This is a genomic window from Micrococcus sp. GbtcB5 (assembly GCF_019091605.1).
In the GTDB taxonomy this organism is placed as follows: Bacteria; Actinomycetota; Actinomycetes; order Actinomycetales; family Micrococcaceae; genus Micrococcus; species Micrococcus luteus.
Map to the genome: position 1 here is coordinate 64,798 of NZ_JAGXJK010000009.1, position 22,348 is coordinate 87,145.

The 22,348-nt window shown below is 73.6% G+C and carries 21 protein-coding genes and 1 tRNA gene; 18 read left to right on the forward strand and 4 right to left on the reverse strand.

Going from position 1 to position 22,348, the window contains the following annotated elements:
- Positions 1–4 precede the first annotated feature (4 nt).
- Positions 5–78, forward strand: a tRNA-Ile gene (locus KVS67_RS04825).
- Positions 79–139: 61 nt separating this feature from the next.
- Here KVS67_RS04825 and KVS67_RS04830 read toward each other — a convergent pair.
- On the reverse strand, positions 140–1,030 hold the full coding sequence (locus tag KVS67_RS04830) for a C40 family peptidase (RefSeq protein WP_217564795.1): 891 nt from the start codon (positions 1,028–1,030) through the stop codon (positions 140–142).
- A 310-nt stretch (positions 1,031–1,340) separates the two neighbouring features.
- Here KVS67_RS04830 and KVS67_RS04835 point away from each other — a divergent pair, with 310 nt between their 5' ends.
- Positions 1,341–2,537, forward strand: coding sequence for a glycosyltransferase (locus KVS67_RS04835; protein ID WP_217564796.1), 1,197 nt, complete (start codon positions 1,341–1,343; stop codon positions 2,535–2,537).
- Here the strand turns inward: KVS67_RS04835 and KVS67_RS04840 are convergent.
- Complete coding sequence (locus KVS67_RS04840) at positions 2,473–3,147, reverse strand: murein hydrolase activator EnvC (RefSeq protein WP_063190280.1); 675 nt, start codon at positions 3,145–3,147, stop codon at positions 2,473–2,475. The genes KVS67_RS04835 and KVS67_RS04840 overlap by 65 nt on opposite strands.
- 404 nt (positions 3,148–3,551) lie before the next feature.
- Between KVS67_RS04840 and rpsB the strand changes: the two genes are divergently transcribed.
- The 9 genes from rpsB (at position 3,552) to KVS67_RS04885 (ending at position 12,281) form a co-directional block, all read left to right on the forward strand.
- Complete coding sequence (gene rpsB, locus KVS67_RS04845) at positions 3,552–4,445, forward strand: 30S ribosomal protein S2 (protein ID WP_063190281.1); 894 nt, start codon at positions 3,552–3,554, stop codon at positions 4,443–4,445.
- A gap of 103 nt (positions 4,446–4,548) precedes the next feature.
- Complete coding sequence (gene tsf / locus KVS67_RS04850) at positions 4,549–5,385, forward strand: translation elongation factor Ts (protein WP_217564799.1); 837 nt, start codon at positions 4,549–4,551, stop codon at positions 5,383–5,385.
- 208 nt (positions 5,386–5,593) lie between these two features.
- The gene (gene pyrH / locus KVS67_RS04855) at positions 5,594–6,361 is read left to right on the forward strand and encodes a UMP kinase (protein WP_002857706.1); all 768 of its coding nucleotides are present in this window, start codon (positions 5,594–5,596) and stop codon (positions 6,359–6,361) included.
- A 53-nt stretch (positions 6,362–6,414) separates the two neighbouring features.
- The gene (frr, locus tag KVS67_RS04860) at positions 6,415–6,972 is read left to right on the forward strand and encodes a ribosome recycling factor (RefSeq protein ID WP_217564807.1); all 558 of its coding nucleotides are present in this window, start codon (positions 6,415–6,417) and stop codon (positions 6,970–6,972) included.
- 25 nt (positions 6,973–6,997) lie between these two features.
- Complete coding sequence (locus KVS67_RS04865) at positions 6,998–7,834, forward strand: phosphatidate cytidylyltransferase (protein ID WP_217564815.1); 837 nt, start codon at positions 6,998–7,000, stop codon at positions 7,832–7,834.
- 49 nt (positions 7,835–7,883) lie between these two features.
- Positions 7,884–8,483, forward strand: a complete 600-nt coding sequence (locus tag KVS67_RS04870; RefSeq protein WP_136940025.1) for a DivIVA domain-containing protein — start codon at positions 7,884–7,886, stop codon at positions 8,481–8,483.
- 155 nt (positions 8,484–8,638) lie between these two features.
- Positions 8,639–9,793: a pyruvate dehydrogenase (acetyl-transferring) E1 component subunit alpha gene (pdhA, locus tag KVS67_RS04875; RefSeq protein WP_217564817.1), complete on the forward strand. Its 1,155-nt coding sequence runs from the start codon at positions 8,639–8,641 to the stop codon at positions 9,791–9,793.
- An 8-nt stretch (positions 9,794–9,801) separates the two neighbouring features.
- Entirely contained in the window at positions 9,802–10,857 is a 1,056-nt protein-coding gene (locus KVS67_RS04880; protein ID WP_052007009.1) for an alpha-ketoacid dehydrogenase subunit beta, read from the forward strand.
- Positions 10,854–12,281 (forward strand): dihydrolipoamide acetyltransferase family protein, encoded by a 1,428-nt coding sequence (locus KVS67_RS04885; protein WP_217564819.1) that lies wholly within the window; start codon positions 10,854–10,856, stop codon positions 12,279–12,281. The genes KVS67_RS04880 and KVS67_RS04885 overlap by 4 nt, the downstream gene beginning before the upstream one ends.
- 105 nt (positions 12,282–12,386) lie before the next feature.
- Here KVS67_RS04885 and KVS67_RS04890 read toward each other — a convergent pair whose 3' ends face one another.
- Together KVS67_RS04890 and KVS67_RS04895 are read right to left on the reverse strand one after the other, a co-directional pair.
- A complete protein-coding gene (locus tag KVS67_RS04890) occupies positions 12,387–12,860 on the reverse strand; it encodes a GNAT family N-acetyltransferase (RefSeq protein ID WP_217564821.1) in 474 nt (157 codons plus the stop codon).
- Positions 12,861–12,964: 104 nt separating this feature from the next.
- Complete coding sequence (locus tag KVS67_RS04895; protein ID WP_217564823.1) at positions 12,965–13,612, reverse strand: TetR/AcrR family transcriptional regulator; 648 nt, start codon at positions 13,610–13,612, stop codon at positions 12,965–12,967.
- Positions 13,613–13,725: 113 nt separating this feature from the next.
- Between KVS67_RS04895 and KVS67_RS04900 the strand changes: the two genes are divergently transcribed.
- The 7 genes from KVS67_RS04900 (at position 13,726) to KVS67_RS04930 (ending at position 22,294) form a co-directional block, all read left to right on the forward strand.
- Complete coding sequence (locus KVS67_RS04900; protein ID WP_217564830.1) at positions 13,726–15,342, forward strand: carboxyl transferase domain-containing protein; 1,617 nt, start codon at positions 13,726–13,728, stop codon at positions 15,340–15,342.
- A gap of 7 nt (positions 15,343–15,349) precedes the next feature.
- On the forward strand, positions 15,350–17,491 hold the full coding sequence (locus tag KVS67_RS04905) for a biotin carboxylase N-terminal domain-containing protein (RefSeq protein WP_217564844.1): 2,142 nt from the start codon (positions 15,350–15,352) through the stop codon (positions 17,489–17,491).
- Positions 17,492–17,506: 15 nt separating this feature from the next.
- Positions 17,507–18,694 (forward strand): acyl-CoA dehydrogenase family protein, encoded by a 1,188-nt coding sequence (locus KVS67_RS04910; protein ID WP_141843215.1) that lies wholly within the window; start codon positions 17,507–17,509, stop codon positions 18,692–18,694.
- Position 18,695: 1 nt separating this feature from the next.
- On the forward strand, positions 18,696–19,226 hold the full coding sequence (locus tag KVS67_RS04915) for a MaoC family dehydratase (protein WP_217564846.1): 531 nt from the start codon (positions 18,696–18,698) through the stop codon (positions 19,224–19,226).
- The gene (locus KVS67_RS04920; protein ID WP_141843219.1) at positions 19,223–20,098 is read left to right on the forward strand and encodes a CoA ester lyase; all 876 of its coding nucleotides are present in this window, start codon (positions 19,223–19,225) and stop codon (positions 20,096–20,098) included. The genes KVS67_RS04915 and KVS67_RS04920 overlap by 4 nt, the downstream gene beginning before the upstream one ends.
- Positions 20,099–20,300: 202 nt before the next feature.
- The gene (locus KVS67_RS04925; protein WP_041104222.1) at positions 20,301–20,675 is read left to right on the forward strand and encodes a DUF485 domain-containing protein; all 375 of its coding nucleotides are present in this window, start codon (positions 20,301–20,303) and stop codon (positions 20,673–20,675) included.
- Complete coding sequence (locus tag KVS67_RS04930) at positions 20,672–22,294, forward strand: cation acetate symporter (RefSeq protein ID WP_141843220.1); 1,623 nt, start codon at positions 20,672–20,674, stop codon at positions 22,292–22,294. Before KVS67_RS04925 ends, KVS67_RS04930 begins: the two co-directional genes overlap by 4 nt.
- Positions 22,295–22,348: the final 54 nt, after the last annotated feature.

Below are 22,348 nucleotides of genomic sequence, written 5' to 3' on the forward strand. Positions count from 1 at the left end.
GGGAGGGGCGTTAGCTCAGTCGGTCAGAGCAGGGGACTCATAATCCCTGGGTCGCGGGTTCAAGTCCCGCACGCCCTACGAGGAACGGCCCCCGGCCGCGCGGTATGGCGCGGGCCGGGGGCCGTCGTCGTGCCGGTGCTCAGTAGCGGGCGGCCACCGCGAGCATGTCGGACTTCATGATCGTCGTGGAGGTGAACACCAGGCCCGCGTCCTCGTTGAGGGCGTGGGCGAGCTGGCCGCCGCCCATGTACATGGCCACGTGGTAGATGCGGCCGGTGGACTGGTTCGCGTAGAACACGAGGTCGCCGGGCTGGGCCTGGGAGATCGGCACGTAGGACTTCGCGGCGAGGTACTGGTCGCCGGCGCGGCGCGGGATGGAGATGCCGGCCTGGGCCATGGCCTGCTGGGTGAGGCCGGAGCAGTCGAAGCCGGAGGGGCCGTTGCCGCCCCACGCGTAATAGGAGGACGGGTTCCGGACGGCGGCGCGCACGTAGTCGACGGCGGCCTGCTTGGACGCGGGCGCCGACGCAGGGGCGGGGGCGGGGGCGCTGGAGGTGGAGACCGAGGTGGTCTTCAGGACCATCCCCGGGTGGAGCATGGTCGAGGAGGTCATGCCGTTGATGGACTGCAGGATCGAGGCGGACACCCCCGTGCGGTAGGAGATGATCCACCAGCCGTCGCCGGCCAGCACGGTGTAGGTCGAGCCCGAGGTGGACGGCGCCGGGGCCGGGGCCGGGGCCGGGGTGGCGGTGCCGGAGGTCTTGAGGACCATGCCGGGGTGCAGCACGGTCGCGGCGCTCATGCCGTTGAGCGACTGCAGCGTGGACATGGAGACGCCGGTGCGCTGGGCGATGATCCACCAGCCGTCGCCGGAGCGGACGGTGTAGGTGGTCTCGGCGGCCTGGGCGGTCTCGGCGACGGACACGGTGCCGACGCCGGTCAGGGCGGCGGCGCCCAGGGCGAGCGCCACGGAGGCGGCGGCGGTGCGGGGGGCGCGACGCGCGGCGGCGTGCGGGGAGGTCACAGACATCAGATCTTCTTCCCGGACAGGACCTGCGGCCCGTGAGGGTGGTGCCTCGGGGCGGTGCCCGGAACGAGGCCGGACCGCGGGTGCGAGTTGACGAGCAGTGCGGATGACCGGGTACGCGAGGATGCGGAGGAAGCCCCGGTGTGGCGGACCAGCCGTAACCGATCCGTGATCAAGATACACGATCGTTATCGAAACGCAATCAGAAATTCGGATGACGCCCAGGTGGCCGCACGGTGCTCGACACCCCCCGCTCGGCACCCTCCGCGCGGCTGTCCCCGCCCCTCTCCGGCGCGGCGCTAGCGTGGTCCGGGTGAGCCCTTCCCGCCCCCTGCGCCTGCTGATGGACGCCCGCTACACCCGCACCGACTTCCACGACGGCATCTCCCGCTACGGCGCGAGCCTCATCGAGGCGGCCGCCCGCCGGGCCGCCGCACCGGGCCCGGCGGGGGCCGACGTCGAGGTCGCGATGCTGATCTCGGACGAACGACAGCTGGCCCTGCTCCCGGACGGCGTGCCGTGGCACCTCGTCTCCGGCCCCACCTCCCCACGCGAGCCGTTCGTGGCCCGTCAGGTCGCGCGCCTGCGACCGGACGTCGTCTTCTCGCCCATGCAGACCATGGGGTCGTGGGGGCGGGACTACGCCCTGATCCTCACGCTCCACGACCTCATCTACTACGAGCACCGCACCCCGCCACGGAACCTGCCCGAACCGATCCGCTGGCTCTGGCGGGCCTACCACCTGACCAAGACCCCGCAGCGGCTCCTGCTCGACCGCGCGGACGCGGTCGCCACGGTCTCCCGGACGACGGCGGAGCTCATCGCCCGGCACCGCCTCACCCGGCGTCCGGTCCACGTCATCGCCAATGCGGCGCAGGCGGTCCCGGAGTCGCGGGACCCGGACGAGACCCCGGACCGCACGCTGCTCTACATGGGCTCGTTCATGGACTACAAGGACGTCGAGTCCCTCGTGGCCGCCGCGCCCCTGCTGCCGGGCTACACGCTGCACCTGCTCTCCCGCATCAGCCCGGAGCGCCGCGAACAGCTGGAGGCCCGGCTGGCCGAGTGTCGCGCCGCCGCGGGGGCCGCCGGCGCAGACGTGGTGTTCCACGACGGCACCGACGAGGCCGAGTACGTGCGCCTGCTCCGCCGGGCCACCGCGGCCGTCACCCTCTCCCGCGCTGAGGGCTTCGGCCTGCCGGTGGCCGAGGCGATGGCCCATGGCACGCCGGTGGTGTGCTCGGACCTGCCGATCTTCCGCGAGATCGCCGGCGCGGGCACCCCGTCCTTCCGGGGTGTCCCGCTCGAGGGGGACCGGGCGGCCGCGCTCGCGGCCCGTGTGCGGGAGCTCGAGGACCCTGCCGAGTTCGCCGCGGCCTCCCGGGCGAGCGTCGCCCAGGCGGCCCGGTTCAGCTGGGACGAGTCCGCCCGCCGACTCCTGGACCTCACGGCCGCGCTGGGCGCGGAGCGGCGTGCGGCCAGAGCACGGATGGGCCGCTCCAGCCGATGAGCACCAGCGGGTCGAGGTAGCGGTCGAAGGCCGCGTCCCCCACCCGCCAGCCATCGGGCTCCCGCACGCCCCAGTGCACGCACGCCCGCGGGCAGTGGGGCGGCGTCCCGGCCAGCCGCCCCACGGGGTCGCCCGCGTCGACCACGGCCCCCACCGCGACGTCGGCCTCCACCGGCTCGAGGGAGCTGTACGTCCCGTCCGCATGCTCGAGGGTCAGCACGGGGCGGTCGACCACGACCCCGGCGAACACGACCCGGCCGGCCGCCGGTGCCTGTATCGGAGCCCCGGAGGGCACGGCGAGGTCCACGCCCCGGTGCCCCCGACTCCACGGTCGCTCGGGAGCGACGAACGCGCGGAGCACGTCATCCGGGGCGGCTCCGGCGACGGGCGGGTGCCACGCGACCGGCGCGGCCGTCGTGCCCGGACCTGCCGGGGACGTCGCGACGAGGAGCCGCGCCTCGCCCCCCGATGGTCCGGTCGCGGCCCGCGACACGGGGTCGAGGCCGCCCATCCCCAGGGCGAGGAGGAGCCAGGCGAGCAGGGCTGCCGCGACGCACCCCACGAGGCGCGGACGCGGGAGCGGACGGGGGAGGAGCGTACGAGGGGTCATGGCGTCAGCCTGGCGTTCCGGGCGGCCGCGTGGCAGGCCCGCAGTCCGATCGTGGAGAGCGCCCGCCGCACCGGCCCCTGTGCAGGAGTCGGCGATGGGAGCGGGCGCCCACCTGGGGTAGGATTCACCTCAGCGGTGTTCTGTGGCCGGCCCTGTGCTGTGCCCCGGACGCCGACTCCGCGCATCGCGGTGGGTCGCTTCAGCGGCCCAGCCCCCACGCTCGGTCCCGTCCCCGCCGTCCTCCTGGAGAGGACGTCGGCGCGGGTGCTCGTGGGGCCCGGCAGTCCGCCGTCGTGATGCCAGGGGCCGCCCGACCGGGCCGGCCGCCAACCGTCAAGAAATCGACCGGCAGACCGCCCGCGCGTGAAGCGCGGGGTGCCACGGCTGCCACAGAAGGGAACGTCATGCCCGTCGTGACCATGCGCCAGCTCCTCGACTCCGGTGTCCACTTCGGCCACCAGACCCGCCGCTGGAACCCCAAGATGAAGCGCTTCATCTTCACCGAGCGCAACGGCATCTACATCATCGACCTCCAGCAGTCGCTGTCCTACATCGACCGCGCCTACGAGTTCGTCAAGGAGACCGTCGCCCACGGCGGCACCATCCTGTTCGTCGGCACCAAGAAGCAGGCCCAGGAGGCCATCGCGGAGCAGGCCGGCCGCGTGGGCATGCCCTACGTGAACCACCGCTGGCTCGGCGGCATGCTGACCAACTTCTCCACCGTCTCCAAGCGCGTGCAGCGCATGAAGGAGCTCGAGGAGATCGACTTCGAGGACGTGGCCGGCTCGCAGTTCACCAAGAAGGAGCTGCTGCTGCTCAACCGTGAGCTCGAGAAGCTGCAGGCCAACCTCGGCGGCATCCGCAACATGGCCAAGACCCCCTCCGCCGTGTGGGTCGTGGACACCAAGAAGGAGCACCTGGCCGTCGACGAGGCCCAGAAGCTCGGCATCCCGGTCGTCGCCATCCTGGACACCAACTGCGATCCGGATGAGGTCGCCTACCCGATCCCGGGCAACGACGACGCCATCCGCTCCGTGAACCTGCTGACCCGCGTGGTCGCGGACGCCGTCGCCGAGGGCCTGATCGCCCGCCAGGGCGGCAAGTCCGGCCAGGCGGCCGCCGAGCCGATGGCCGAGTGGGAGCGCGAGCTGCTCGAGCAGCACAACGCCCAGCAGGCCGAGCAGGCCGAGGCCCCCGCCGCCGAGGCGCCGGCCGAGCAGACCGAGGCCCCTGCCGCCGAGGCGCCGGCCGAGCCGGCCGAGGCCCCCGCCGCCGAGGCCGCCCCGCAGGGCGAGTGATCCCTGCCGGTCCGTCGGCCTGGCCCCACCCGGCCGGGCCGACGGGCCGGTTCAGACCCCGAACATCCCGCACAACCCACACCACGGGAAGGACCGAACGAGCATGGCGAACTACACCGCTGCTGACATCAAGGCCCTGCGCGAGCGCACCGGCGCCGGCATGATGGACGTGAAGAAGGCTCTGGACGAGGCCGACGGCGACGCCGAGAAGGCCATCGAGATCATCCGCGTGAAGGGCCTCAAGGGCGCCACCAAGCGCGAGGGCCGCTCCGCCGCCGAGGGCCTCGTGGCCGCGACCGTCGAGAACGGCGTCGGCGTCATGATCGAGCTCAACTGCGAGACCGACTTCGTGGCCAAGGCCGACAAGTTCATCGCCCTGGGCGACGTGGTGCTGCGCGCCGCCGTCGCCTCCGGCGCCACCGACGTCGAGACCCTGCTGGCCTTCGACTACGAGGGCCGCACCCTGGGCGACTACGTGACCGAGGAGGGCGCCCTGCTGGGCGAGAAGGTGGCCGTGCGCCGCCTGGCCCGCGTGGAGGGCGCCTACGTGGACGCCTACCTGCACAAGACCTCCAAGGACCTGCCGGCCCAGGTGGGCGTGCTCCTCGCCGTGGACGCCGACTCCGCCGAGGCCAAGACCGCCGCGCACGACATCGCCGTGCACACCGCGGCCTACTCGCCCACGTACCTCACCCGTGAGGACGTGCCGGCCGAGACCGTCGAGAACGAGCGTCGCATCGCCGATGAGACCGCCCGTGCCGAGGGCAAGCCGGAGCAGGCCCTGCCGAAGATCGTGGAGGGCCGCCTGACCGGCTTCTTCAAGGAGATCGTGCTCGTGGACCAGCCGTTCGCGAAGGACCCGAAGCAGACCGTCGGCAAGGTCGCCTCCGACGCCGGCACCAACGTCACCGGGTTCGCCCGCTTCCGCGTCGGCAACTGACCGCCGCACCCGGACCGGCCGCTCCCGGTCCACGCCCCGCGGGGGCGTAGGATCGGGAGCGACCCGAGGTCCACTCCGGCGCCGGATGGCGCCGACGACCATCGCATGACGGGGTGGCCGCCCCGACCGGGCGGCCACCCCGTCCGCGTGTCCGCCCCCGGGACGGCCGTCCCCGGCCCGACCCCCCACCGACCAGGAGATGCTTCCCATGGAGACGAACCGCGCCCCCGAGGACCCGACCACCGCCCACGCCCCGCAGACCTCGGACGACACCGGCCGCCGTCGCGTGCTCCTCAAGCTCTCGGGCGAGGTGTTCGGCGGCGGCAAGATCGGCGTGGACCCGGAGACCGTCCGCGGCATCGCCGAGCAGATCGCCGCCGCGGCGGACCAGGTGGAGATCGCGATCGTCGTCGGCGGCGGCAACTTCTTTCGTGGCGCGGAGCTGTCCGAGAACGGGATGGACCGCCGTCGGGCCGACTACATGGGCATGCTCGGCACCGTGATGAACTGCCTGGCCCTGCAGGACTTCCTCATCCAGGCCGGGGTCACCACGCGCGTGCAGTCCGCCATCCACATGGAGCAGGTGGCGGAGTCCTACATCCCGCTGCGCGCCATCCGCCACATGCAGAAGGGCCGCGTCGTGATCTTCGGCGCCGGCACCGGCCTGCCCTACTTCTCCACGGACACCGTGGCGGCCCAGCGCGCCCTGGAGGTCGGGGCGGACGAGGTCCTGATGGCCAAGTCCGGCGTGGACGGCGTCTACACCGCGGACCCCAAGAAGGACCCCACCGCCGAGCGCCTCACGCACCTGACCTACGATGAGGCGCTGCTGCGGAACATCCGCGTGATGGACCTGACCGCCATGACCATGTGCAAGGACAACGACCTGGACATGCGCGTGTTCGGCATGGAGGGCCCGGGCAACGTGACCCGCGCCCTGCTCGGCGAGCCGATCGGCACCACCGTCACCGTCTGAGGCCCGCCGCGTAGGATGGCGGCAGACCTGATCCACCACACCGAGGAGACACCGTGATCCAGGAGACCCTGCAGTCCGCCGAAGAGCAGATGGACCGCACCATCGAGGCCACGCGTGAGGACTTCGCCACCGTGCGCACCGGCCGCGCCAACCCGGGCCTCTACTCCAAGGTGATGGTCGACTACTACGGCTCGTTCACCCCGCTGCAGCAGCTGGCGTCCTTCACCACCACGGACGCCCGCACGCTGCTCATCACGCCGTTCGACCAGTCGGCGCTGCGCAACATCGAGAAGGCCCTGTCCGAGTCCGAGGTCGGCGCGAACCCGTCCAACGACGGCAAGGTCATCCGCATCGTGATGCCGGAGCTGACCGCGGAGCGCCGCAAGGAGTACGTGAAGCTGGTCAAGTCCAAGGCGGAGGAGCACAAGATCTCCGTGCGCAACGCCCGCCGCAAGGCCAAGGAGGCCATGGACAAGGCCGTCAAGGACGGCGAGGTCGGCGAGGACGAGGGCGCCCGCGGCGAGAAGGAGCTGGACGCGCTCACCAAGCGCCACGTCGAGCTCATCGACGAGATGGCCAAGAACAAGGAGCAGGAGCTGCTGGAGGTCTGAGCCTCCCGCCGTCCGCGCTCGTCCCATGACCGCCGCCGTGCCCACCTCGCCCGCACCCCCGCGCGGCGGCCGCGACCTCAAGTCCGCCGTCCTCGTGGGGGTGGGGCTGCTGGCGACGGCCCTGGTCGGCCTCTTCTGGCTCGACTGGCTGCTGGTCCTCCTCGTGGTCGCCCTGCTGGTCGGCGCGGTGTCCGAGATCGCGACGGCGGTACGCGGCATCGGCCTGGACGTGCCGCGGCCCCCGCTCTGGGTGGCTGCGGCGGTCCTGCCGCTCACGGCGTGGCGGTGGGGGGTGCCCGCGCTGTTCGTCGCCCTCGTGGCGTGCCTGGCCCTGGTGGCCGTGTGGACGGCGCTGACGCGCCGGCGCCCGGCGGGCCAGTTCATGCTCGCGGGCGTGTTCATCGTGCTGTGGGCGCCGTTCCTGCTCTCCTTCGCCGCGGCGCTCCTGGACGAGCCGCTGGGGCACCGCATGGTGGCGGTCCTGTTGCTGATGGTGGTCTCCAACGACACGTTCGGCTACATCGTGGGCTACCGCTTCGGCCGCACCCCGATCGCCCCGCGCATCAGCCCCAAGAAGTCCTGGGAGGGCCTGGCCGGCTCCCTGGCGGGCTCGGTGCTGGTGGGCGTCGTCGCCGTCCCCGTGCTGGTCGGCCAGCCGTGGTGGGTCGGCGCCGTCCTCGGCGTGACCATCGTCGCCGCCGCCACCTCGGGGGACTTCTCCGAGTCCATGGTCAAGCGTGAGCTCGGCATCAAGGACATGTCCTCCGCCCTGCCCGGCCACGGCGGCGTGATGGACCGCCTGGACTCCCTCGTGTTCGCCGCGCCGGTGGCCTACACCGTGCTGGCGCTGCCCCTGACCTGATCCACCCCTCGACCCGGCACGTCCGGGACTCACACCGCAGGAGACGCCCATGACCCCCCGCACCACCCCGGACGCCGAGCCGGTCTTCGAGCTCGTCGAGCAGGACGAGATCGGCTACGAGACCACCCACGTGGACGCCTTCATGGCGCGTGCCCGTGAGGCGCGCGACGGCGGTGCCCCGCTGACGGCGGAGGAGGTGCGCCAGGCCCGCTTCGCGACCGTCAACGGCGGCTACGCCACGGACGAGGTGGACGACGAGCTGGACCGCCTCGAGGAGGAGCTGGCCGCCGCCGAGCGTCAGGCCTTCGTCGCCGAGCGCGGGGACGAGGACTGGGCCGCAGACCTCGAGGAGCGCGTGGCCGAGCTCGTGGCCCGCGCCGACCGGGCCCCGGCGGAGCGCTTCCGCCGCCCCTCCCGCGCGGACGCCGTGAGCTACGACGTGGACCAGGTGGACGCGCTCGTGGACCGCCTGCGCGTCACCCTGGCCGGCGCGGAGGGCTCGACGGATCCCGACGCCGAGGGCGGGCTGACCGCGGACGACGTGCGCCGCGCGTCGTTCGGCGAGGCGGAGGGTGCCGCCGGCTACGAGGAGGGCCAGGTCGACGCCTACCTCGACGCCGCCGTCGACGTGCTGCTGCGCCGCGCCTGACACCCGGCCCTCGCGCGGCGGCCCCGGGAGAGTGGCGCAGATCACACTGAAGTGATTACAATCACACCACCGAGGCGCCGCGCGCTCCACCCCTGCTCGCGCATGCGTACAACTCCCTCGCCCCGCACCGTGGGCGTCGATCGGAAGGCAGTCCAGTGACCCTCGTGGACCACACCCGTCCCACCGGCGGACAGTCCGCCGGCTCTCCGCCCCCGGCGGGCCCGGCCGAGGCCGTGATGCTCCAGGTGCTCGACACGGAGGGCCGCCGCCGTCCGCAGCCGGAGCTCGACCCGTGGATCGAGGACGTCGACGCCGACGCCCTCGCCGCGCTGTACCGCCAGATGGCCGTGGTCCGGCGCCTCGACGTCGAGGCCACGCACCTGCAGCGTCAGGGCGAGCTGGCCCTGTGGCCGCCGCTGCTGGGCCAGGAGGCCGCCCAGGTGGGCTCCGCCGTCGCGCTGCGCCCGGACGACTTCGTCTTCCCGTCCTACCGCGAGAACGGCGTGGCCCTGCTGCGCGGCGTCCCCGCGCTGGACCTGCTGCGGGTGTGGCGCGGCTCCACGTTCTCGAGCTGGGACCCGAACGAGACGCGGGTGGCCACCCAGCAGATCATCATCGGCGCGCAGGCCCTGCACGCCGTCGGCTATGCGATGGGCGTCCAGCGGGACCAGGCGGACGTCGCCACGATCGTCTACTTCGGCGACGGCGCCACGAGCCAGGGCGACGTCAACGAGGCCATGGTCTTCAGCGCCTCCTACCAGGCGCCCGTGGTGTTCTTCTGCCAGAACAACCACTGGGCCATCTCCGAGCCCGTGCGCCTGCAGACCCGCCGCAGCATCGCGGACCGCCCGTGGGGCTTCGGCATCCCGTCGATGCGCGTGGACGGCAACGACGTCCTGGCCGTGCTCGCCGCGACCCGCGCCGCCGTCGAGCGCGCGGCCGACGGGGGCGGCCCCACCTTCATCGAGGCCGTCACCTACCGCATGGGCCCGCACACCACCGCGGACGACCCCACCCGCTACCGGGACGACGCCGAGCTCGAGGCCTGGAAGGCCCGTGACCCGCTGACCCGCGTGGAGGCGCACCTGCGCACCCTCGATGTGGACGTGGACGCCGTGCTCGCACAGGCCCAGGCCGAGGCCGACGAGCTGGCGGCGGAGGTCCGCCGTGCCCTCGAGGCGCTCGAGGAGGACGGCGCGGACAGGCTCTTCGACGAGATCTACGCCGAGCCCCACCAGGAGCTCGAGCGGCAGCGCCGCGAGCACGTCCTCTACCTGCAGCAGTTCGACGACGAGGAGGCGGGCGCGTGAGCGAGCGCATGACCTTCGGCCGGGCGATCAACCGCGGTCTGCACCGTGCCCTGGCCGACGACCCCAAGGTCCTGCTCATGGGCGAGGACATCGGCGCCCTCGGCGGCGTGTTCCGCATCACCGACGGCCTGCAGGCCGAGTTCGGCGAGGACCGGGTGCTCGACACCCCGCTGGCCGAGTCCGGCATCGTGGGCACGGCCATCGGCCTGGCGATGCGCGGCTACCGGCCCGTCGTCGAGATCCAGTTCGACGGCTTCGTGTACCCCGCGTTCGACCAGATCGTGGCGAACCTGGCCAAGCTGCGCGCCCGCACCCGTGGCGCCGTGCCGATGCCGGTGACCATCCGCATCCCCTTCGGCGGCGGCATCGGCTCCCCGGAGCACCACTCCGAGTCGCCCGAGGCCTACTTCCTGCACACCGCGGGCCTGCGGGTGGTCTCCCCGTCCTCCCCGCAGGAGGGGTACGACCTCATCCGCGCCGCGATCGCCTCGGAGGACCCGGTGGTCTACCTCGAGCCCAAGCGGCGCTACCACGACAAGGGCGACGTGGACCTGGACGTCGCGATCCCCCCGATGAGCCCCGCCCGCATCCTGCGCGAGGGCCGGGACGCCACGCTCGTGGCCTACGGCCCGCTCGTGAAGACCGCCCTGCAGGCCGCCGAGGTGGCGGCCGAGGAGGGCGTCGAGGTCGAGGTGGTCGACCTGCGCAGCCTGTCCCCGCTGGACACCGGCCTCGTCGAGTCCTCGGTGCGGCGCACCGGCCGGCTCGTCGTGGCGCACGAGGCGTCCCGCACCGGCGGCCTCGGCGCCGAGCTCGTGGCCACGGTGGCCGAGCGCGCGTTCCACTGGCTCGAGGCCCCGCCGGTGCGCGTCACCGGCATGGACGTGCCCTACCCGCCGTCCAAGCTCGAGCACCTTCATCTGCCGGACCTCGACCGCATCCTCGACGGCCTGGACCGTGCTCTGGGCCGACCGAATTCGCTGGACTCCGTGGACGCGTTCGCCGTCCCCGAGACCGCCGAGCAGTTCCTCGCCGCCCAGAACGCCGGGGAGGAGACCCGATGAGCCAGAAGACCTTCCGCCTGCCCGACCTCGGCGAGGGCCTGACCGAGTCCGAGATCGTGACGTGGCGCGTGGCCGAGGGCGACGCGGTGAGCGTGAACCAGGTGCTCGCCGACGTCGAGACGGCCAAGGCCGTGGTCGAGGTCTCGAGCCCGTTCGCGGGCGTCGTCGCGGCCCTGCACGGCGCCGAGGGCGAGACCCTCGAGGTCGGTGCGCCCCTGGTGACCTTCACCCTCGAGGGCACCGAGCCCGACGTCGGCGGGCCCGCCGAGGGTGACGGCCGCGTGCCCACCCTCGTCGGCTACGGCGCCGCGCCGGACACCGGCAAGCCCGGCCGCCGTGCGCGGCGCGGCTCCGCGGCCCCGGCGACGTCGGCCGCCCCGGTGGGCGAGCCCGCCCGCGGACAGGCGCCGTCCACGTCGGAGGCGGCCCCGGCCGGCGCCGGGCGCCCGCAGCCCGAGGCCGCCGAGCCCGCCCGCGCGGACGCGGCGTCGGGCGCGGTGTCGGACGAGCGGCCCCGGTGCACTCCGCCCGTGCGCCTGTACGCGCGCCGCGCGGGCGTGGATCTGGAACAGGTCACCGGCACCGGTGCGGGCGGGGTCATCACCCGCGCGGACGTCGAGGCGTTCCTGGCCGGGGGCGGGCAGCCCGCGGCCGCGGCGACGCCGCCGCAGTCCGGCGCCGAGTCGGCTGCGACCGGGGGCGTCCGCACCCTGGGCGGCCGCCCGCGCACCGAGGCCGTGCCGGTCAAGGGCGTGCGCAAGGCGACCGCGGCGGCCATGGTGCAGTCCGCGTTCACCGCCCCGCACGTGACCGAGTTCCTGCAGGTGGACGTCACCGAGACCATGGAGCTGCTCGCCGAGCTCAAGGCCTCCCGCGAGTTCCGGGACGTCAAGCTCACGCCCATGACGCTCGCCGCCAAGGCGTGCCTCGTGGCGATGGAGCGCACCCCGGACGTCAACGCCCGGTGGGACGAGGCCGCCGGGACGATCGTCCAGCAGAACTTCGTGAACCTCGGTTTCGCCGCCGCCACCCCCCGCGGGCTGATGGTGCCGAACGTCAAGGACGCCCAGGCGATGAGCCTGAGGGAGCTGGCCGACGCCATCCGCGATCTCACGGGCCTCGCCCGCGAGGGGCGGCTGTCCCCGGCGGATCTGGCCGGCGGCACCTTCACGCTCACGAACGTCGGGGTGTTCGGCGTGGACGCGGGCACCCCGATCATCAACCCGGGTGAGGGGGCGATCATCGCGATCGGCCAGGTCCGGAGGATGCCGTGGGAGCATCGCGGCGAGATCGCCCTGCGGGACGTCATGACGCTGTCCCTCTCGTTCGACCACCGCTTCGTGGACGGCGAGCAGGGCTCGCGCTTCCTCGCGGACGTCGGCGCGATCCTGCGCCGCCCGGGTCTGACCCTGGCCATGGTCTGACGGCCCCGGACGCGCCGCGGCCCTGCCGCCCGGGCACCGGGAGGCGGGGCCGTCGTCATGGCAGGCCGGTGCGGCCGCCGACACGGCGGGGGCCGCGGGGCGTGCTCAGTCGGCGGCGGGCAGCTCCATCACGAGCTCGGTGATGACCTCGGCGCGGGCGTTGGAGAAGACCCTCTCCTCGCCGACGGTCTCGAAGCCGCGGCGGGAGAGCACCTTCACGGAGCCCACGTTGTCCTCGGGCACGTGCGCCCGCAGCGGGCGGGCGGTGTGCTCCTCGAGGAACCGGTCCACGGCCGCGGTCGTCAGGCCCAGGCCCCAGTAGTCCTGCGCGGTCCAGAAGGACAGCTCGCCCACGCCGTCCTGCTCGGTGCATACGAGCGCGCCCACGGCGCGGCCCTCGTGCTCGATGGTCCGCACGATGGTGTCCTCGTCCCCGAGCAGGTGGGCCCAGTGGTAGTCGAAGACGCCGCGGTCCCGGGGGTTGCGGGGGGCGAAGGCGGACATCAGGTTGGCCTGCTCGTCCTGCTGGTGGAGGAAGAACTCGTCCAGATCCTCGGGTCGGACGTCACGAAGAAGCACGGCGGTGGACCTCTCGGGGCGGGGTTCGACGGCGTCCGCCGTCGCGGGTACCGGCCACCGTACCACCGGGCACGACGCCGGCCCGCCGGGCCGGTGCCGCCCGCTCAGTCCTCGCCGGACAGCGGCCCGGGGGCCGTGGCCGCGGCCCAGGCCATGGCCACGAGGGTCGCGCGGCGGGCCGCGCGGTCGGCTGCGGTGCGCCGCACCGAGCGGGGGGTGGAGTTGAGCAGGCCCAGCACGGCCTGGGCGCGGAACACGGCGGTGGCCTGGTCCTCGTGGGGGTGGACGACCTGCAGCTGGCGTGCCCACACGTCGATGTAGGCGCGCTGGGTGCGCGTGATGGCCGTGCGCGCGCCGTCGGGCAGGGCGGACATGTCGCGGTCCTGCACGCGGATCACGTCGCGCTGGGCGAGGGCGAAGTCCGCCTGGAAGCCGATGAGGGCCCGCAGGGTCTCCGCCCCCGGCGCGTGCTGCGCCTCGGCGGCCAGCCCGCCGTCGAGCAGGTCCTGCGAGGCCGTGTCGAGGATCGCCGTGAGCACGGCGGCCTTGCCGGCGAAGTGGCGGTAGATGGCGGGGCCGCTGATCCCGACGGCGGCGCCGATGTCCTCGAGGCGGACCGCGTCGAAGCCCCGGGCCGCGAACAGTCGCGCCGCGGCCGCGAGCAGGTCCACCCGGCGTCGGGCCTTGGCGGCCTCCCGGGCGGTCGGCGGGGTCGCCGGGGCGGTGGGGGACGCGGGATCGACGGCGGGCATGGGATCCACTGTAGGACGGGACGAGGCGCGCCGGGCGCCCGGTCGACGTCAGTGACGATCGTCACTACACTGAGGCTCGGTTCAGTTAGTCGTCATTCACTGAAGGGGGTCCCATGACCGCCAGCACCCCGGCCCCGGCCGCGCAGTCCGCGCCCACCGTGGCCGAGCGCAACGCGGCCGGCCACGCCCGGCTCGAGCAGGAGCTCGCCGACCTCGTCGCCCGCACGTCGCTCGGCGGGCCCGAGCGTTCGCGCGAGCGCCACACCGGCCGCGGCAAGCTGCTGGTGCGGGACCGCATCGACGCGCTGCTCGACGAGGGCTCGCCCTTCCTCGAGGTCGGCGCGCTGGCCGCGCACGGCCTGTACGACGGGGACAGCCCCGCCGCGGGCGTCGTGGCGGGCATCGGCCTGGTCCACGGCCGCCTCGTGATGGTGGTCGGCAACGACGCCACCGTGAAGGGCGGCACCTACTACCCCATGACGGTGAAGAAGCACCTGCGGGCCCAGGAGATCGCCCTGGAGAACCGCCTGCCGTGCATCTACCTCGTGGACTCCGGCGGCGCGTTCCTGCCCCGCCAGGACGAGGTCTTCCCGGACCGCGAGCACTTCGGCCGCATCTTCCGGAACCAGGCGCTGCTCTCCTCGCGGCGCATCCCGCAGCTGGCCGCGGTGTGCGGCTCCTCCACGGCGGGCGGCGCGTACGTGCCGGCCATGTCCGACGAGACCGTGATCGTGCGCGAGCAGGGCACCATCTTCCTCGGCGGCCCCCCGCTCGTGAAGGCCGCGATCGGGGAGGACGTCTCGCCCGAGGACCTCGGCGGCGGCCGGCTGCACGCCGAGCGCTCCGGCGTCGCGGACCACCTGGCGGACGACGACCTGCACGCCATGCAGATCCTCCGGGACATCGTGGCCACCCTGCCCCCGGCCGAGGCGCCGGCCTGGGAGGTCGCCCCCGCCGCGGAGCCCGCCAAGGACCCGGCCGAACTGACCAGCGTCGTGCCCGTGGACGTGAACACCCCCTACGACGTGCGCGAGGTGATCGACCGCCTCGTGGACGGCGGCTCCGTCCACGAGTTCAAGCCCCTCCACGGCACCACCCTGGTCACCGCGTTCGCGCGGATCGACGGCCATCCCGTGGGCGTCCTCGCCAACAACGGCATCCTGTTCGGCGACTCCGCCCGCAAGGGTGCGCACTTCATCGAACTGTGCGACCAGCGCGGCATCCCGCTGCTGTTCCTGCAGAACATCTCCGGCTTCATGGTGGGCCGGGACGCGGAGGCCGGCGGCATCGCGCGCGACGGCGCCAAGATGGTCACCGCCGTCGCCACCGCCCGCGTGCCCAAGCTGACCGTGGTCATCGGCGGCTCGTTCGGCGCCGGCAACTACGCGATGTGCGGCCGCGCCTACTCACCCCGCTTCCTGTGGATGTGGCCGAACGCGCGCATCTCCGTGATGGGCGGCCCGCAGGCCTCCTCCGTGCTCACGCAGATCAAGCAGGACCAGCGGGCCGCCGCGGGGGAGGAGCCGATGTCCCCCGAGGAGGTCGAGGCCTTCCAGGCGCCGGTCCGTCGGCAGTACGAGGACCAGGGCAGCCCCCTGTACTCCACCGCCCGCCTCTGGGACGACGGGGTGATCACCCCCGGCCAGACCCGCCGGGTGCTCTCCCTGGCCCTCGACGTCATCTCCCGTTCCCCGCTGCCGGACTCCCGGTTCGGCCTGTTCCGCATGTGAGGCACCCGTGACCGAGAACCACGCCCAGGGGACGCCCCTGTTCGACACCGTGCTGGTGGCCAACCGCGGCGAGATCGCCGTGCGCGTCATCCGCACCCTGCGCCGCCTCGGCATCCGCTCGGTGGCCGTGCACTCCGACGCCGACGCCGACGCGCGGCACGTCCGCGAGGCGGACACGGCGGTCCGCCTCGGCCCGGCCCCGGCCCGCGAGTCCTACCTGGACATCGACGCCGTCGTCGACGCCGCGCGCCGCACCGGCGCCCAGGCCGTGCACCCCGGCTACGGCTTCCTGTCCGAGAACGCCGACTTCGCCCGCGCGCTGGACGCGGCCGGCATCGTGTTCGTCGGCCCTCCCGTGGCCTCGCTCGACGCGATGGCGGACAAGATCCGCGCCAAGGAGACCGTGGTCGCGTACGACGTGCCGGTGGTCCCCGGCATCCAGGACCCCACGCTCACCGACGAGCAGATCACGGCCGAGGCCGAGCGCGTCGGCTTCCCGCTGCTGATCAAGCCCTCCGCGGGCGGCGGCGGCAAGGGCATGGTGGCCGTGCGCGCCGCCGAGGAGCTGCCCGGCGCCCTCGCCTCGGCCCGGCGCACGGCGCGCTCGGCGTTCGGCGACGACACCCTGCTGCTCGAGCGGCTCATCACCGCGCCCCGGCACATCGAGGTGCAGGTGTTCGCGGACGCCCACGGCGCCACCGTGCACCTGGGTGAGCGCGAGTGCTCCCTGCAGCGCCGCCACCAGAAGGTGATCGAGGAGGCCCCCGCGCCCCTGCTGACCGGGCTGGCGCACGGGGCCGAGCTCCGCGAGCGCCTGGGCCGGGCCGCCGTGGACGCGGCCGTGTCCGTGGGCTACCGCGGCGCCGGCACCGTCGAGTTCCTCGTCTCGGACGAGAACCCGGACGAGTTCTTCTTCATGGAGATGAACACCCGCCTGCAGGTGGAGCACCCGGTCTCCGAGGAGGTCGTCCGGGTGCGCGGACGACGCCTGGACTTCGTGGAGCTGCAGCTGCGCATCGCGGCGGGGGAGCCGCTCGGCTTCGCCCAGGCGGACGTGAGCCTCGACGGCGCCGCCGTCGAGGCCCGCGTCTACGCGGAGGACCCCGCGAACGGCTTCCTGCCCTCCACCGGGCCGGTGCTGCGCTGGCGCGAGCCCGCCGGCGAGGGCGTCCGCGTCGACACGCTCCTGCTGCCCTCCCGGCCGTCCGAGGAGCGCGCGTTCGGCTCCGGGCCGCAGGCGCGGCCCGCCACCGCCGTCGGCGCCGTGGACCCCGTGGACGTCGACGGCGCTCAGCCCGAGATCACCGGCTTCTACGACCCGATGATCGCCAAGCTCATCACCCGCGGCGCCGACCGCGCCGAGGCCCTCGACCGGCTCGACGCCGCGCTCGCGGACACCGTGCTGTTCGGCGTCCGCTCCAACCTGGGCTGGCTGCGCGAGCTCGCGGCCCGCACGGATGTGCGGGCCGGCCGGCTCACCACCGAGCTGATCGACGGCCTCGAGGCGTGGACCGCCCCCGCGCTGCCCGAGGACCTCGCCGCCCTCGCGGCCGAGGCCCTGGCCGACGTGTCCGAGGACGCGGCCGCCGCCGAGCAGCGCGCGGCCGGCACCGCGTGGGCCCGGGCGGACGGCTGGCGCGGCGCGGGCGCCCCGCAGCCCGGGATGCGCGTGCGGGTCGGGGACGAGGACCGCATCCTCACCGCCCCCGCCGCCGACGCCGAGGTGGACGAGGACGCCGGAGCCCTGGCGGGCGTCAACCTCCTGGCCGGTGACCCGCGGGACCCACGCTCAGCGTGGCTGCACCGCGACGGCGCCGCGTGGCAGGTCCGCCGCCTCACCCGGGCCGAGGTGGTCGAGGCTGCCCGCGCGGCCGCGGCCGCGCGCCGTGCCCCGGCCGGCGCAGCGTCGCCCGAGGCACGCACGCCCATGCCGGGCACCGTCGTCGCCGTGTCCGTGGCCACCGGCGACACCGTGGCCGCGGGCCAGGAGCTGGCGGTGGTCGAGGCCATGAAGATGGAGCACCCCGTCACGGCCGCCTTCGCCGGCGTCGTGACCGTCCACGTCGCCGAGGGCGACGCCGTGGCCGCGCAGGCGTTGATCGCCGTCGTCGAGCCCACCGAGCACGCAGCACCCACAGAGAACGTCTGAGAACAGGAGAGGACCATGAGCACCAAGCACCGCACCCTGCCCGCCCTCGAGGAGGACTACCAGGTCCTCTCCGACACCGTCCGCGAGTTCGCCGACGAGGTCGTGGCCCCGGTCTCCGCCGAGCTGGACGCCCAGCACGAGTTCCCGTACGAGATCGTGGCCCAGATGGGCGAGATGGGCCTGTTCGGCCTCCCGTTCCCCGAGGAGTACGGCGGCATGGGCGGCGACTACTTCGCCCTGGCCCTGGCCCTCGAGCAGCTCGGCCGCGTCAACCAGTCCGTGGCCATCACCCTCGAGGCCGGCGTCTCCCTGGGCGCCATGCCGCTGCTGAAGTTCGGCACCGAGGAGCAGAAGCAGCGCTGGCTGCCGGACCTCGTGGCCGGCACGCACCTGGCCGGCTTCGGCCTCACCGAGCCGGGCGCGGGCTCCGACGCCGCCGGCACCCAGACCACCGCCGCGCTCGAGGACGGACAGTGGCGCATCAACGGCGCCAAGGAGTTCATCACCAACTCCGGCACGGACATCACCTCGCTCGTCACCGTCACCGCCGTGACCGGCACGGTGGAGGGCAGGACCGGCCACGACGGCCGCCCCGCCAAGGAGATCTCCACGATCCTCGTGCCCGCCGGCACCGAGGGCTTCTCCGTGGCCAAGGCCTACGACAAGGTCGGCTGGAACTCCTCGGACACCCACGCCCTGCACTTCACGGACGCGCGCGTGCCGGAGGAGAACCTGCTGGGCGCCCGCGGCCGCGGCTTCGCCCACTTCCTCGAGATCCTGGACGAGGGCCGCATCGCCATCGCGGCCCTGGCCACCGGAGCGGCCCAGGGCTGCGTGGACGAGTCGGTCGCCTACGCCAAGCAGCGGACCTCGTTCGGCCAGAAGATCGGGCAGTTCCAGGCCGTGTCCTTCAAGATCGCCCGCATGCAGGCCCGCGCGCACGCCGCCCGCCTGGCCTACTACGAGGCCGCCCAGAAGATGCTGGCCGGCAAGCCGTTCAAGACCGAGGCCGCCATGGCCAAGCTGATTGCCGGCGAGGCCGCCATGGACAACGCCCGGGACGCCACCCAGGTGTTCGGCGGCTACGGCTTCATGAACGAGACCCTCGTGGCCCGTCACTACCGCGACTCCAAGATCCTCGAGGTCGGCGAGGGCACCACCGAGGTGCAGCTCATGCTGATCGCCCGCGAGCTGGGCCTCTGACGTGACGGAGCGCGTCGAGATCGAGCAGCGGGGCCGCTACGCGGACGAGCTGGCGGTCGGTCAGGTCTACCTGCACCGGCCCGGCCGCACGCTCACCGAGGCGGACAACGTCCTGTTCACCACCCTCACCATGAACCCGCAGGCCCTGCACCTGGACCACGCGTACGCGGCGGCCCAGCCGTTCGGCCGGCCACTGGTCAACTCGATGCTGACGCTGTCCACCCTGGTGGGCCTCGCCGTCGGGCAGACCACGCAGGGCACGCTCGTGGCCCAGCTCGGCCTGGGGGAGATCGCGTTCCCGAAGCCGGTCTTCCACGGGGACACGCTCTACGGGCGCTCCGAGGTCACCGCGATCCGCGAGTCCTCCTCGCGGCCGGGGCAGCGGATCGTCACGTTCGCGATGACGGGGGAGAACCAGCACGGCGGCGTCGTCGTCCGCGCCCAGCGCACCTGCCTGATGTGGACCGCGCAGGCGCACGCGGAGGCCAAGGCGAAGGCCGCCGACGCCGCAGGCACGGGGGAGCGGGCATGAGCGCGCTGACCCTCGGACCGGCCGTCATGTTCACCCCGGCGGACCGCCCCGAGCGGTACGCCACGGCGCTCGAGCGCGCGGACGCGGTGATCCTCGACCTCGAGGACGCCGTCACCCCGGAGGCCCGGCCCGCCGCGCGCGACGCCGTCGCGGCGGCCTGGGCGGGGCGGGCCTGCGGGGTCGACGGCGGCCCGCTGGACGGGGACCGCGTGGTGGTCCGCGTGAACCCCGCGGGCACCGCGGACCACGACGCCGACCTGGCCATGCTCGCCGGGACGGGCTGGCGCACGCTCATGCTCGCCAAGGCCGAGTCCGCCGCGCAGGTGGACGGGGTCGTCGCCGCCCTCGGACCGCAGACCCGCGTCGTCGCCCTGTGCGAGACCGCGGCCGGGATCCTCGCCGCCGCCGAACTGGCCGCCCACCCGCACGTGGGTGCGCTGATGTGGGGCGCCGAGGACCTCGTGGCGTCGATGGGCGGCAGCTCCTCCCGCACCCCCGGGGGCGCCTACCGCTCCGTGGTCCAGCACGCCCGCGCGACGGTGCTGCTGGCGGCGGCCGCGCACGGGGTGGCCGCGTGGGACGCCGTCCATCTGGACCTCGTCGACGAGGCCGGGCTGGCCGCCGAGGCCGAGGACGCCGTCGCCCTGGGCTGCACCGCGACCGTGTGCCTGCACCCGCGCCAGGTGCCCGTCGTGCGCTCCGCCTACACGCCCGCCCCGGAGGCCGTCGAGCGCGCCCGGCGCGTCCTCGCCGCGGCCGAGGGGCGGCACGGGGCCTTCGAGCTGGACGGGGCGATGGTCGACGAGGTGGTCCTCGCCCAGGCTCGCGCGCTCCTGCGCCGCGCGGACACGCCCCGGCCGGGCAGCGCCTGACCGGCTCCTGGGCGGCTCCACGCCCCGGCGGCCCCGTGCCGTCGGGGCGCGTCCGCGTCCGCACGGCTGCGCCCCGGGGCTGTCACACGGGCGCACGGCCCCGGGGCGCGCTTGACGGCGCACCCCTCCGCCCGCCAGAGTGTGGTTGTCATCACAGTGATCTGTCTCACACTGATCCGTCCTACGCACCCCCGGAGGGCCCATGTCATCCAGCGAGCCCACGGCGCCGGTCCCCACGGCCGCGCAGTTCCGCGCCGCGCAGCAGTCCGAGGAGTTCATCGAGCTCCGGCGCACCCACCGATCCTTCGCCTTCCCCATGACCGTGGCGTTCTTCGTCTGGTACCTGGTGTTCGTGATCGTCGGCGCGTTCTTCCCCGAGTTCATGGCGATCCGCCTCGGCGGCAACATCACCCTCGGCCTGATCCTCGGCCTGCTCCAGTTCGTCACCACGTTCCTGATCACCTTCGCCTACGTCCGTTTCTCCAACCGGACCCTGGACCCCCGCGCCACCGCGCTGCGTGAGCGCCTCGAGCGCGAGGCCGCCGGCGCCCACGAGAACCCCGAGGCCACGCGATGAGCGCGCTCACCCCCCTGCTCCAGGCCGCCCCGCAGACGGTCGGCAACCCCGCCGTGAACATCGGCATCTTCGTCGCCTTCGTGGTGGTCACCCTCGTGATCGTGATCCGCGCGTCCAAGACGAACGCGTCCTCGGCCGACTACTACGCCGGCGGCCGCGGCTTCTCCGGCACCCAGAACGGCACGGCCATCGCGGGTGACTACCTCTCCGCGGCCTCGTTCCTGGGCATCGTGGGCGCGATCGCCCTCTACGGCTACGACGGCTTCCTCTACTCGATCGGCTTCCTCGTGGCGTGGCTCGTGGCCCTGCTGCTGGTGGCCGAGCTGCTGCGCAACACCGGCAAGTTCACCATGGCGGACGTGCTGTCCTTCCGCCTGCAGCAGCGTCCCGTGCGCATCGCCGCCGCCTTCGGCACCATGGCCGTCTGCCTCTTCTACCTCCTGGCCCAGATGGCCGGCGCCGGCGGCCTGGTGTCCCTGCTGCTGAACATCAACGACCGGGCCGGCCAGGCCCTCGTGATCGTGATCGTGGGCGTGCTGATGATCGTCTACGTGCTGATCGGCGGCATGAAGGGCACCACCTACGTGCAGATCATCAAGGCGATCCTGCTGATCGCCGGCGCGGGGATCATGACCGTGTGGTCGCTGGCCCTGTTCGGCTTCGACTTCAACGCCCTGCTGGGGGCCGCCGTCGAGATGAACCCGAAGGGCGAGGCGATCCTCGAGCCGGGCCTGCAGTACGGCGCCAGCGCCCTGACCCGCCTCGACTTCGTGTCCCTGGGCATCGCGCTCGTGCTCGGCACCGCCGGCCTGCCGCACGTGCTCATGCGGTTCTACACGGTGCCCACCGCCAAGGAGGCGCGCAAGTCCGTGGTGTGGGCCATCGTCCTCATCGGCGCGTTCTACCTGTTCACCCTCGTGCTGGGCTACGGTGCCGGCGCGCTGATCGGCCCCGAGCGCATCACGGCCGCGCCCGGCGGGCAGAACTCCGCGGCCCCGCTGCTGGCGTTCGAGCTCGGCGGCTCCATCCTGCTGGGCCTGATCTCGGCGGTCGCGTTCGCCACCATCCTCGCGGTGGTCGCGGGCCTGGCCATCACGGCGGCGGCGTCCTTCGCCCACGACGTGTACGGCTCCGTGATCGCCAAGCACCCGCTCACCCCGCAGGAGGAGGTGCGGATCGGCAAGATCACCGTGGTGGTGATCGGCGTCCTGGCGATCGTCGGCGGCATCGCCGCCCAGGGCCAGAACGTGGCGTTCCTCGTGGCGCTCGCCTTCGCGGTGGCGGCCTCGGCGAACCTGCCGACCATCCTCTACTCCCTGTTCTGGCGGCGCTTCACCACCCGCGGCGCGGTGTGGTCGATGTACGGCGGACTGCTCTCCGCGATCATCCTGATCGTCCTGTCCCCGGTGATGTCCGGGACGCCGACCTCGATGATCCCGGGCGCGGACTTCGCGGTGTTCCCGCTGAAGAACCCGGGCATCGTCTCCATCCCGCTGGCCTTCTTCCTCGGCTGGCTCGGCTCGGTGACCTCGTCGCGCGCCGAGGACCCCGACAAGCAGGCCGAGATGGAGGTCCGCTCCCTCACCGGCATCGGCGCCGAGAAGCCGGTGCAGCACTGATCCGCGGCTGACCCGGTCCCACGGGGGTCGGCGGGGCGGGATGTCGCGGCGCGG